The 11,044-nt window shown below is 62.1% G+C and carries 11 protein-coding genes and 2 pseudogenes; 6 read left to right on the top strand and 7 right to left on the bottom strand.

Annotated elements, in window-relative coordinates; all coding sequences use genetic code 11:
* Window positions 1-217: pseudogene (locus tag DBR18_RS03775) on the bottom strand (amino acid ABC transporter substrate-binding protein); the annotation flags it as partial.
* A gap of 143 nt (window positions 218-360) precedes the next feature.
* On the opposite strand from DBR18_RS03775, the gene dnaX reads away from it, so the two are divergent.
* From dnaX to DBR18_RS03750, 5 genes are all read left to right on the top strand, one after another.
* Entirely contained in the window at window positions 361-2,460 is a 2,100-nt protein-coding gene (dnaX, locus tag DBR18_RS03770) for a DNA polymerase III subunit gamma/tau (RefSeq protein WP_108589306.1), read from the top strand.
* A 67-nt stretch (window positions 2,461-2,527) separates the two neighbouring features.
* Window positions 2,528-2,866: a YbaB/EbfC family nucleoid-associated protein gene (locus DBR18_RS03765; protein ID WP_003223337.1), complete on the top strand. Its 339-nt coding sequence runs from the start codon at window positions 2,528-2,530 to the stop codon at window positions 2,864-2,866.
* A 273-nt stretch (window positions 2,867-3,139) separates the two neighbouring features.
* A complete protein-coding gene (locus tag DBR18_RS03760) occupies window positions 3,140-4,174 on the top strand; it encodes an NADP-dependent oxidoreductase (protein WP_108589305.1) in 1,035 nt (344 codons plus the stop codon).
* 66 nt (window positions 4,175-4,240) lie between these two features.
* Window positions 4,241-4,843: a recombination mediator RecR gene (gene recR / locus DBR18_RS03755; RefSeq protein ID WP_108589304.1), complete on the top strand. Its 603-nt coding sequence runs from the start codon at window positions 4,241-4,243 to the stop codon at window positions 4,841-4,843.
* Between the two features lie 209 nt (window positions 4,844-5,052).
* A complete protein-coding gene (locus DBR18_RS03750; RefSeq protein ID WP_108589303.1) occupies window positions 5,053-6,201 on the top strand; it encodes an acyl-CoA dehydrogenase family protein in 1,149 nt (382 codons plus the stop codon).
* Between the two features lie 90 nt (window positions 6,202-6,291).
* On the opposite strand, the gene DBR18_RS03745 is transcribed toward DBR18_RS03750, so the two are convergent.
* Together DBR18_RS03745 and fnr are read right to left on the bottom strand one after the other, a co-directional pair.
* The gene (locus DBR18_RS03745; protein ID WP_003223345.1) at window positions 6,292-6,840 is read right to left on the bottom strand and encodes an adenine phosphoribosyltransferase; all 549 of its coding nucleotides are present in this window, start codon (window positions 6,838-6,840) and stop codon (window positions 6,292-6,294) included.
* Window positions 6,841-6,918: 78 nt separating this feature from the next.
* The gene (gene fnr, locus DBR18_RS03740; protein ID WP_003223347.1) at window positions 6,919-7,653 is read right to left on the bottom strand and encodes a fumarate/nitrate reduction transcriptional regulator Fnr; all 735 of its coding nucleotides are present in this window, start codon (window positions 7,651-7,653) and stop codon (window positions 6,919-6,921) included.
* A 154-nt stretch (window positions 7,654-7,807) separates the two neighbouring features.
* Here fnr and DBR18_RS03735 point away from each other — a divergent pair, with 154 nt between their 5' ends.
* On the top strand, window positions 7,808-8,290 hold the full coding sequence (locus tag DBR18_RS03735; protein ID WP_108589302.1) for a hypothetical protein: 483 nt from the start codon (window positions 7,808-7,810) through the stop codon (window positions 8,288-8,290).
* On the opposite strand, the gene hemN is transcribed toward DBR18_RS03735, so the two are convergent.
* The 4 genes and pseudogenes from hemN to DBR18_RS28675 form a co-directional block, all read right to left on the bottom strand.
* Entirely contained in the window at window positions 8,287-9,669 is a 1,383-nt protein-coding gene (gene hemN, locus DBR18_RS03730; protein ID WP_108589301.1) for an oxygen-independent coproporphyrinogen III oxidase, read from the bottom strand. The genes DBR18_RS03735 and hemN overlap by 4 nt on opposite strands.
* 171 nt (window positions 9,670-9,840) lie before the next feature.
* Window positions 9,841-10,524: a sulfite exporter TauE/SafE family protein gene (locus tag DBR18_RS03725; protein WP_108589300.1), complete on the bottom strand. Its 684-nt coding sequence runs from the start codon at window positions 10,522-10,524 to the stop codon at window positions 9,841-9,843.
* The gene (gene ccoS / locus DBR18_RS03720) at window positions 10,517-10,729 is read right to left on the bottom strand and encodes a cbb3-type cytochrome oxidase assembly protein CcoS (protein ID WP_108589299.1); all 213 of its coding nucleotides are present in this window, start codon (window positions 10,727-10,729) and stop codon (window positions 10,517-10,519) included. Before ccoS ends, DBR18_RS03725 begins: the two co-directional genes overlap by 8 nt.
* 22 nt (window positions 10,730-10,751) lie before the next feature.
* Window positions 10,752-11,044, bottom strand: a pseudogene (locus tag DBR18_RS28675) (cbb3-type cytochrome oxidase assembly protein CcoS); the annotation flags it as partial.

Here is an 11,044-nt window from a genome sequence, read left to right as displayed (position 1 = left end):
GCACGCGGGTGCGCGGCAGCACGTGAAATTCGGCCGGCACGCCGACCTGCGTCGCCAGGCTGAGCATGATGTCGTGGAGAATGCCCTGGGTCGGGTGACCGTGTTCGAGCTGCACCATCGGCATCGCCCAGCTGTCGGCCACGACGAAGCGCAGCGGCGGTTCGGCCGCGCTCACGCTCAGACTGATCCCCAGTAATGCTCCCAAGGCCCAACGCATAAATGCTCCGATGAGTCCCGATCCCGAGCGAAATTTCCCCGCCAACAGCAGCTTAGCCAGATTAGACGAGCGCACCGGATGCAATTTTGCCCTTGCTCCGCTAGCATTAGCCGCTTCAGCTTCCTTCGTTGCGACGGTTTTCGATGAGTTATCAGGTTCTTGCACGTAAATGGCGTCCGCGCTCGTTCCGCGAAATGGTCGGCCAGACCCATGTGCTCAAGGCTCTGATCAATGCCTTGGACAGCCAGCGGCTGCACCACGCGTACCTGTTCACCGGGACGCGCGGGGTCGGCAAGACCACCATTGCGCGGATCATTGCCAAATGCCTGAACTGTGAGACAGGTATCACTTCCAGCCCCTGCGGCGAGTGCTCGGTGTGCCGTGAAATCGATGAAGGGCGCTTCGTCGACCTGATCGAGATCGACGCCGCGAGCCGGACCAAGGTCGAGGACACCCGCGAGCTGCTCGACAACGTGCAGTACGCCCCGAGCCGTGGACGCTTCAAGGTCTACCTGATCGACGAAGTGCACATGCTCTCCAGCCATTCCTTCAATGCGCTGCTCAAAACCCTCGAAGAGCCACCGCCGTACGTCAAGTTCATCCTGGCGACCACAGACCCGCAGAAACTTCCGGCAACGATTTTGTCGCGTTGCCTGCAGTTCTCCCTGAAGAACATGACGCCCGAGCGCGTGGTCGAGCATCTGACCCACGTCCTCGGCGCCGAAAACGTGCCGTTCGAAGACGACGCGCTGTGGCTGTTGGGCCGCGCTGCGGACGGCTCGATGCGTGACGCCATGAGCCTGACCGATCAGGCCATCGCCTTCGGTGAAGGCAAGGTGCTGGCCGCCGATGTGCGGGCGATGCTCGGCACGCTGGATCACGGCCAGGTTTTCGACGTTCTGCACGCGCTTATCGAAGGCGATGCCAAGGCGTTGCTCGAAGCCGTGCGCCATCTGGCCGAGCAAGGCCCGGACTGGAACGGCGTACTCTCGGAAATTCTCAATGTGCTGCACCGTGTCGCCATCGCCCAGGCATTGCCTGAAGGTGTCGACAACGGCCATGGCGACCGTGACCGCGTGTTGGCGCTGGCCCAGGCGCTGCCGGCCGAAGACGTGCAGTTCTACTATCAGATGGGCCTGATTGGTCGCCGCGACTTGCCGTTGGCGCCGGATCCGCGCGGCGGTTTCGAGATGGTGCTGCTGCGGATGCTGGCCTTCCGGCCCGCGGACACCGCGGACGCCCCGAGGCAACCGCTAAAGCCAGTGGGGATCAGCCAGGCCACAGTTGATTCCGCAAACTCAGTGGCTGCCGCGCCGAAAGCTGCGCCGGTGGTCGCTGCGGCTGTTGCGCCGACGCCAGCACCGGCACCGGTGGCTGCGCATGCTCCGGAGCCTGCGCCTGCGCCTGCGCCTGTGGTGGCCGCTGCGTCAGAACCAGAACCAAAGCCAGAGCCGGTCGTCGCCGAAGAGGTCGTCGACCTGCCGTGGAACGACCCGGTCGAAGCCGAACCCGAGCCAGAACCCGCGCAGCAACCGGCCGTCGAGCCGGTACTGGAAACCGCTGGCGAGCAGCCCGAGTTGCCGCCGATGCCGCTGCCGACCCCGGACAGCGTGGTGCCGGATGCGCCGGAGTGGGCCGCTGCGCCGATTCCCGAGCCGTCGGTCGCCGACGTTGATGCCGCTACACCCGGCATGGATCTCGACGACGAGCCGCCGCTGGACGAAGACTACATTGAGCCGGACATGGATTCGGCCTACAGCTACCTCGACGATCTGGCCAGCGAACACACCGCCGAGCCGGCCCCGGAACCCGAGCCGGAGCCTGCCGCCGCGCCGGCCACCGGTCTGGCGTTGCAATGGCTGGAGCTGTTCCCGCAATTGCCGATCTCCGGCATGACCGGCAGTATCGCCGCCAACTGCACGCTGATCGCGGTTGATGGCGACCATTGGCTGATGCACCTGGACCCGGCGCACAGCGCGCTGTTCAACGCCACGCAACAGCGGCGTCTGAACGATGCGTTGAACCAGTTCCACGGCCGCACGCTGACCCTGACCATCGAACTGATCAAGCCCGAGCAGGAAACCCCGGCCCAGGCCGCGTCCCGTCGTCGGGCCAACCGTCAGCGCGAGGCGGAGGAATCGATCCACGGTGATCCGTTCATCCAGCAGATGGTTCAGCAGTTCGGTGCGGTGGTGCGACACGATACTATTGAACCTGTCGATGCCTTGGTCGCCCAAGGCTAATAACTGAGGGCGTTCGGCGTTATGCGCCGGGCGCTGTTTTGATCCAAGTACTTTTGAGGTGATTCCCATGATGAAAGGTGGCATGGCCGGCCTGATGAAGCAGGCGCAGCAGATGCAGGAAAAAATGGCCAAGATGCAGGAAGAACTGGCCAACGCCGAAGTCACCGGCAAGGCCGGTGGCGATATGGTCACCGTGGTGATGACCGGTCGTCATGACGTGAAAAGCGTCAGCATCGACCCAAGCCTGGTTGAAGGCCTGAGCGAAGACGACAAGGAAATGCTCGAAGCCGTGGTCGCCGCCGCCGTCAACGACGCCGTGCGCAAGATCGAAGCCAACAGCCAGGAAAAAATGGGCAGCATGACCGCCGGCATGAACCTGCCAGCGGGTATGAAACTGCCATTCTGATTCGCCAATGCGGGTTGGATGAGCTACACAAAATGCCAGGCATTGCGCCTGGCATTTTTGTTTCTGTTCTCAGGCACAACCCCCTGTAGGAGCTGTCGAGTGAAACGAGGCTGCGATCTTTTGATTCTGTTTTTTTACAAATAAAGATCAAAAGATCGCAGCGTGCCGCAGCTCCTACATGAATCGCGTGCAGTGTCGAAACATCGAACGCTGTGATGTCACCAAGGTCTGCTCCCTATACCCCCGAATTCATCATTCACAGGAGACGCTGACATGTCCGACCCTCTGACCCTCAACCAACGCTTCGTTCTCGCCTCGCGTCCGGTAGGCGCGCCGACCCCGGAAAACTTCCGTCTGGAGCGCGAAGCCTTGCCGGATCTCGAAGATGGCCAGGTGCTGCTCAAAACCCTGTACCTGTCGCTCGACCCGTACATGCGCGGGCGCATGAGTGACGCACCGTCCTACGCCGCACCGGTACAGATCGGCGAAGTGATGACCGGCGGGGCTGTCAGCCGAGTCGAAAATTCCCGTCATCCCAAATTCCACAAGGGCGATCTGGTGGTCGGCGCCACTGGCTGGCAAAGCCACAGCATCAGCGACGGGCGCAACATTATTCCCATCCCGTCCGGCCTGCCGAGCCCGTCGATGGCCCTCGGTGTGCTGGGCATGCCGGGGATGACCGCTTATATGGGCCTGATGGACATCGGTCAGCCGAAGGAGGGCGAAACCCTGGTGGTTGCCGCTGCATCCGGAGCGGTCGGCTCGGTGGTCGGTCAGGTCGCGAAGATCAAAGGCCTGCGCGCCGTCGGTGTGGCCGGTGGTGCCGACAAATGCAAATACGTGGTCGAAGAACTGGGTTTTGATGCCTGCATCGATCACAAGGCGCCGGACTTTGCCGAACAACTGGCCAAGGCTTGCCCGAACGGTATCGACATCTATTACGAGAACGTCGGCGGGCATGTGTTCGATGCCGTGGTGCCGTTGCTCAACCCCAAGGCGCGGATCCCGCTGTGCGGGTTGATTGCGGGCTACAACGCCTCTGAAGCGCCGAAAGGCCCGGATCGCCTGCCGATGCTGCAACGCACTTTGCTGACCAAACGTGTGCGGATTCAGGGCTTCATCGTCTTTGACGATTATGGTGACCGCCAACCGGAATTCATCAGCCACATGGTGCCGTGGGTGCGCGACGGCAAGGTCAAGTTCCGCGAAGATGTGGTCGAAGGCCTGGAGCAGGCGCCCGAAGCGTTTATCGGTCTGCTGGAAGGGCGCAACTTCGGCAAACTGGTGGTGAAGGTTGCCCAGGACTGAGCATTTGACGCTGGCCGGAGGCGCGGGTATAAACCGCGTCTCGTTGTTTTGTCGGACTTTTTACCCATGAGCTTCAGCCCTTTGATTCGCCAACTGATCGACGCCCTGCGCACCTTGCCGGGCGTGGGTCAGAAAACCGCCCAGCGCATGGCGTTGCAGTTGCTCGAGCGTGATCGCAGCGGCGGCACGCGCTTGGCCCAAGCTCTGAGCCAGGCCATGGAAGGGGTTGGTCACTGCCGTCAGTGCCGCACGCTGACCGAAGACGATCTATGCCCGCAATGCGCCGATCCGCGCCGCGACGACACGCTGCTGTGCGTGGTGGAAGGGCCGATGGACGTCTATGCAGTGGAGCAGACCGGTTTCCGTGGCCGCTACTTCGTGCTCAAGGGCCATCTGTCGCCGCTCGACGGCTTGGGGCCGGAAGCCATTGGTATTCCGCAGTTGATGGCGCGGATCGAAGAGGCGGGCAGCTTTACCGAGGTCATCCTCGCCACCAATCCGACGGTGGAGGGTGAAGCCACGGCGCATTACATCGCTCAGTTGTTGCAGAACAAAGGCCTGATCGCCTCGCGGATTGCTCACGGTGTGCCGCTGGGTGGGGAGCTGGAGCTGGTGGATGGCGGCACGCTGGCGCATTCGTTTGCCGGGCGTAAACCGATTTCCCTCTGAGTTACAGGGTGTCTGAACCGACGCCTTCGCGAGCAAGCCCGCTCCCACAGTGATTGCGGTCGTTCACAAAAATTGTGCACACCAAACAAACCTGTGGGAGCGGGCTTGCTCGCGAATGGGGCGCCTCGGTCTAACTGATTCACACAAACATATTGAAAACCAAGCAAGCGCTCGGTTAACGTCGGCCAACCCTTCGTTGGAGTTCGCCGATGCCTGCCTTCCAGGAATATTTCGATCCCAGCCACCAAATGGTCCGCGACAGCGTCAGACGTTTCGTCGAGCGCGAGATCCTGCCAGACATCGATGCGTGGGAAGAAGCCGAAAACTTCCCCCGTGAGCTGTACCTGAAGGCCGGGGCGGCGGGAATTCTCGGCATCGGCTACCCCGAAGCGCTGGGTGGCAGCCACGAGGGTGATCTGTTCGCCAAGGTCGCCGCCAGCGAAGAGCTGATGCGCTGCGGCTCCGGCGGCCTGGTCGCCGGGCTGGGTTCGCTGGATATCGGCCTGCCCCCGATCGTCAAATGGGCCCGGCCCGAAGTGCGCGAGCGCGTGGTGCCGCAAGTGCTCAGCGGCGAAAAGATCAGCGCGTTGGCGATTACCGAACCCGGCGGCGGTTCCGACGTTGCCAACCTGCAGACCCGCGCCGTGCGTGACGGCGACTTCTATCGTGTCAGCGGCAGCAAAACCTTCATCACCAGCGGCGTACGTGCCGATTACTACACTGTCGCAGTGCGCACCGGCGCGCCGGGTTTCGGCGGCATCAGCCTGCTGTTGATCGAGAAGGGCGCCCCAGGCTTCACCGTCGGCCGCCAGCTGAAGAAAATGGGCTGGTGGGCCTCGGACACCGCTGAACTGTTCTTCGACGATTGCAGGGTGCCTGTGGGCAATCTGATCGGCGGCGAGAACATGGGGTTTGCCTGCATCATGGGCAATTTCCAGAGCGAACGGCTGGCGCTGGCGCTGATGGCCAACATGACTTCACAGCTGGCCCTCGAAGAAGCCCTGAACTGGGCGCGGGAGCGTGAGGCGTTCGGCAAACCGATCGGCAAGTTTCAGGTGATCAAGCACCGGTTGGCGGAGATGGCCACGGTGCTGGAAGTGTCGCGGGAATTCACCTACCGGCAAGCAGCGAAAATGGCGGCGGGGCAGAGCGTGATCAAGGAGATTTCCATGGCCAAGAACGTTGCCACGGACACTTCGGACCGGATCACCAGTGAAGCGGTGCAGATTCTCGGCGGCCTGGGTTACATGCGCGAAAGTCTGGTGGAGCGGCTGTATCGCGATAACCGCATTCTGTCGATTGGCGGCGGGACGCGGGAGGTGATGAACGAGATCATCAGCAAGCAGATGGGGCTTTAAAAGCAAAAGATCGCAGCCTTCGGCAGCTCCTACAGGGAAACGCACATCCCCCTGTGGGAGCTGCCGAAGGCTGCGATCTTTTGATCTTTACTATTTATCAGTCAAAGCAAACTGCGTCAGACAGAAAGTAGGAATCCCCATGTCCTCAAGACGCTGCGACCCCCCCAACTCCGGCAGATCAATGATCGCCGCTGCTTCATGCACCCGCGCGCCCATGCGGCGGATCAGGTTGGCCGCGGCGATCAGCGTGCCGCCGGTAGCAATCAGGTCATCGAACATCACCACCGAATCGCCTTCACACAGGCTGTCGGCGTGCACTTCCAGGAACGCTTCGCCGTACTCGGTCGCGTAACCTTCGGCCAGTACGTCCGCCGGCAGTTTGCCCTGCTTGCGAAACAGCACCAGCGGCTTGTTCAACTGGTAAGCCAGCACCGAACCGATCAGGAAGCCGCGCGCATCCATCGCGCCGATGTGGGTGAAGTCGGCTTCCACATAGCGGTGGGCGAAGCTGTCCATCACCAGGCGCAGGGCCTTGGGCGACTGGAACAGCGGGGTGATGTCGCGAAAGATCACGCCCGGTTTTGGAAAGTCGATCACGGGGCGGATCAGGGATTTGATGTCGAAGGAGTCGAAGACCATCGTCGGGGTGTCCTGGCAGGGCTGCAAACGGCGCAGTATACCCGCGGCTGAAACGCTTCGCTCAACCGCGGATCGAGATCAGCCTTCCAGCGAGCCGCCGGCCAGCGCGCAGAGCTGGATCGGATCGAGGATATGGATTTCCTTGCCTTCGGCGGCGATCAATTCGTTCTGCTGGAAGCGGGTGAACACCCGGGACACGGTTTCCACCGCCAGGCCCAGGTAGTTGCCGATTTCGTTGCGCGACATGCTCAGGCGAAACTGGTTGGCCGAGAACCCGCGAGCGCGGAAGCGGGCCGACAGGTTGACCAGGAACGTGGCGATGCGCTCGTCGGCGGTTTTTTTCGACAACAGCAGCATCATTTGCTGATCGTCACGAATCTCGCGGCTCATCACCCGCATCAACTGACGGCGCAGCTGCGGCAGTTGCAGGGCCAGTTCATCGAGGCGTTCGAACGGAATTTCGCAGACCGAGGTGGTTTCCAGCGCCTGGGCCGACACCGGGTGTTTCTCGGTGTCCATGCCGGACAGGCCGACCAGTTCGCTCGGCAGGTGGAAACCAGTGAGCTGTTCTTCGCCGCTGTCGCTCAGGCTGAAGGTTTTCAGGGCGCCGGAGCGTACTGCATAAACGGAATCGAAAGTGTCGCCCTGACGAAACAGGAATTCGCCCTTTTTCAACGGGCGGCCACGTTTAACGATTTCGTCCAGCGCATCCATGTCTTCCAGATTCAGAGAAAGTGGCAGGCAGAGAGGGGCCAGGCTGCAATCCTTGCAATGGGCCTGGTTGTGAGCGCGCAGTTTGACTGGCTCGGACATTTCTTAAATCCTTGTGGGAAAACACACATAAGCCGTAAGGGTAACCCACGGGAGGACGTTCAGGCCAGCCTGTGGCGAGTTTGTCCCACGGGCGTAAAGCCGCAGGGCAAGTGGCCGATAAACAGGTATCAACACGCATGCAAGGAACCGCTCGATGGCCGCCATTGACACGCTGAACCCCGGTAACAGCGGCGTTGCGTCTATGTCGAACCCGGCCCGGACGAGCGCCGGCGATGAGCAAGGCGTCGACTCTGCGCCGTTGGCAACCCCGACCTTGGTCGAGGGCGTCAAAGTGTCGCTCTCCAATGCCTCCATTGAAAAAGCCTTCAGCGCCGGGGGCGAGAACAGCGACATCGAAGACAGTGGCTTGCCGGAGAACGTCCAGCAGTTGCTGAAGATGATCCGCAAGCTGCAAAAAGAGATCGCTGAAAAGAAAGCCCGGATGGCCGCCGTCATGACCGACAAACGGCTGACCAACGAAGAAAAGGTCAACATGCTCGCTGCCCTGCGCGGCGCCATCGCCGCATTGAACACGGGCCTGATCAGCGCCAATCTTGCTTTGTCCAAAGTCATGGACCAGTCGGGCCTCACCTCCGAGCAAAACCTCAAACTCGGCTCGTTGCTGACCAAAAACTAGATCACTCGCGAAAAACGCTGACGGTTCTGCTGTTCCAGATACGCGTCGAATACCATGCACACCGAGCGCACCAGCAGGCGTCCGGCTGGCAGCACTTCGATGCGCTCGCGCTCCAGGCTGATCAGTCCATCGTTGGCCATGCCTTGCAGTTGCGGCCACAGCGCGCCGAAATAACCCTGAAAATCGATGTTGAACGCTTGCTCGATCTCGGCGAATTCCAGGCTGAAATTGCAGATCAGTTGCTGGATCACCGCGCGGCGCAGGCGATCGTCGGCGTTGCACACCAGGCCACGGCTGGTCGCCAGTTGCGCGGCGGCGAGGGTGTTCTGGTACTGGTTCAGGTCGCTGTTGTTCTGGCAGTACAGGTCACCGATCTGGCTGATCGCCGACACCCCGAGACCAATCAGGTCGCAATGCCCATGGGTGGTGTAACCCTGGAAGTTGCGCTGCAGGGTCTGCTCTTCCTGAGCGATCGCCAGCTCATCGTCGGGCAGGGCGAAGTGATCCATGCCGATGTAGCGGTAACCGGCGGCGGTCAGTTGCTCGATGGTGCGCTGCAGCATTTCCAGTTTCTGCGCCGGGCTCGGCAGCTCATGGCTGTTGATCCGCCGCTGCGGCATGAAGCGCTCGGGCAGGTGCGCATAATTGAACACCGAGAGCCGGTCCGGTTGCAGGCTGATGACTTCTTCGACGGTACGCGCGAAGTTTTCCGGGGTCTGCTTGGGCAGGCCGTAGATCAGATCGATGTTGATCGAGCGGAACTGCAGGGTGCGCGCCGCGTCGATCACCGCGCGGGTTTCTTCCAGGCTTTGCAGGCGATTGACCGCCCGTTGTACCGCCGGATCCAGATCCTGCAGGCCAATGCTGACCCGGTTGAAACCCAGTTCGCGCAGCAGGCCCATGGTCGACCAGTCGGCCTCGCGCGGGTCGATCTCGATGCCGTAGTCACCGGAATCGTCATCCAGCAGATTGAAGTGTTTGCGCAGGTGCGCCATCAGCTGCCGCAGTTCGTCGTGGCTGAGAAAGGTCGGGGTGCCACCGCCGAAGTGCAGCTGCTCGACTTTCTGCGTCGGCTCCAGATGGCAGGCGATCAACTGGATTTCCTGCTCCAGCCGTTGCAGATACGGCTGTGCACGCCCGCGATCCTTGGTGATGACCTTGTTGCAGGCGCAGTAGTAGCAAATGTTCGCACAGAACGGCACGTGCACATACAGCGACAACGGGCGCTGGGCCTTGCGGCTGTCGCGCAGGGCATGGAACAGGTCGAACGTGCCGACCTGACTGTTGAATTGCACGGCCGTCGGGTACGAGGTATAGCGCGGCCCCGCCAGGTCGTAGCGGCGGATCAGATCAGTGTCCCAACGAATGGCGTCGAGCATGCGGGCATTCCCCCGGATAGGCTGGCAGTGTGGCGAGTCTATCGGGGTGCGGCGACGGGGCTGTTGATTTGCATCAAGAGCATAAGAGCAAAAGATCGCAGCCTTCGGCAGCTCCTGCATTTTGGAATGAATATCCCTGTAGGAGCTGCCGCAGGCTGCGATCTTTTGCTGTTAATGGCCCATCAACCAATGCTGATGCGGCCCCGGCAAAGTCCATATCCCGAACACAATCACCAGCCCCCCCCCAGCCACGCGCACGCTGCGTTTGCGCAAGAGTGCGGTCACCCGCTCCGCCGCCAGCCCCGTCGCCAGCAGCACCGGCCACGTCCCCAACCCGAACGCCAGCATCAACAACGCACTGTCCAGCGCATTGCCCTGGCTCGCCGACCACAGCAGCGTGCTGTAAACCAGTCCGCACGGCAGCCAGCCCCACAGCGCGCCGAGCAATAACGCACGGGGCAGACTCGATACCGGCAGCAGCCGATTGGCCAGCGGCTGAATGTAACGCCACAGTCCGCGACCGAGACTTTCGATGCGGGTCAATCCGCTCCACCAACCGGCCAGATACAGGCCCATGGCGATCAGCAGCAACCCGGCGAGGATGCGCATGACCATCGCCGCCGGGCTGTTCGCTACCGCCCAGCCGGCGAGGCCGATCAGCAAACCGGCGGTCGCGTAACTGAGAATCCGACCGAGGTTGTACGCCAGCAACAGACGAAAGCGTCGGCTGCGCTGCTCCTTGGGAATCGCCAGGGTCAGCGCGCCCATCAGGCCGCCGCACATGCCCAGGCAATGCCCGCCGCCGAGCAGGCCGAGGATCAGCGCGGAAACCAGCAGCGGCGCCAGCTCAAGCATGGGGCGGCGCCTTGTCCTGCGGTTTGTCGGCTTTGACTTCGTCCACGGCGGCGGTGTGGTTCGGGTCCTGATCGTCGAACAGGATGCTGTGAGCCGGGCCGTCGAGGTCGTCGTACTGCCCGCTGTCCACCGCCCAGAAGAAAATGTACACGGCGATGGCCACGATCAGCAGGGCGGCCGGGATCATCACGTAGAGAGCTGGCATCGGTACTCCAGGCCCGAGCGGCTCAAGCCGGCAGCGGGCGGGTTTCTGAACGGGCGCCGGCAACCGGCGCGCTCGGCAGGCGAGTCAGGCGCAGGGCGTTGAGCACCACGGTCAACGAACTGATCGACATGCCGACCGCGGCCCACACCGGGGTGATCCAGCCGAGGGCGGCGAACGGCAACATGAGGCCATTGTACAGCGCCGCCCACAGCAGGTTCTCGATGATTACCCGACGGGTGCGCCGCGCCAGTGTGAACGCCTGCACCAGCGCGTCGAGGCGGTTAGACAGCAGCACCGCGTCGGCACTGGTTTTCG

This window comes from Pseudomonas sp. HMWF021, assembly GCF_003061005.1.
Taxonomy (GTDB): domain Bacteria; phylum Pseudomonadota; class Gammaproteobacteria; order Pseudomonadales; family Pseudomonadaceae; genus Aquipseudomonas.
The sequence above is the reverse complement of the archived record's forward strand: the minus strand, read 5'-3'. Positions and strand labels throughout refer to the sequence as shown.

Bases quoted from the DNA above. Each gene is read 5' to 3' on its own strand.
- dnaX (WP_108589306.1), top strand. From the start codon at position 361: ATGAGTTATCAGGTTCTTGCACGTAAATGGCGTCCGCGCTCGTTCCGC.
- DBR18_RS03765 (WP_003223337.1), top strand. From the start codon at position 2,528: ATGATGAAAGGTGGCATGGCCGGCCTGATGAAGCAGGCGCAGCAGATG.
- DBR18_RS03760 (WP_108589305.1), top strand. From the start codon at position 3,140: ATGTCCGACCCTCTGACCCTCAACCAACGCTTCGTTCTCGCCTCGCGT.
- recR (WP_108589304.1), top strand. From the start codon at position 4,241: ATGAGCTTCAGCCCTTTGATTCGCCAACTGATCGACGCCCTGCGCACC.
- DBR18_RS03750 (WP_108589303.1), top strand. From the start codon at position 5,053: ATGCCTGCCTTCCAGGAATATTTCGATCCCAGCCACCAAATGGTCCGC.
- DBR18_RS03745 (WP_003223345.1), bottom strand. From the start codon at position 6,840: ATGGTCTTCGACTCCTTCGACATCAAATCCCTGATCCGCCCCGTGATC.
- fnr (WP_003223347.1), bottom strand. From the start codon at position 7,653: ATGTCCGAGCCAGTCAAACTGCGCGCTCACAACCAGGCCCATTGCAAG.
- DBR18_RS03735 (WP_108589302.1), top strand. From the start codon at position 7,808: ATGGCCGCCATTGACACGCTGAACCCCGGTAACAGCGGCGTTGCGTCT.
- hemN (WP_108589301.1), bottom strand. From the start codon at position 9,669: ATGCTCGACGCCATTCGTTGGGACACTGATCTGATCCGCCGCTACGAC.
- DBR18_RS03725 (WP_108589300.1), bottom strand. From the start codon at position 10,524: ATGCTTGAGCTGGCGCCGCTGCTGGTTTCCGCGCTGATCCTCGGCCTG.
- ccoS (WP_108589299.1), bottom strand. From the start codon at position 10,729: ATGCCAGCTCTCTACGTGATGATCCCGGCCGCCCTGCTGATCGTGGCC.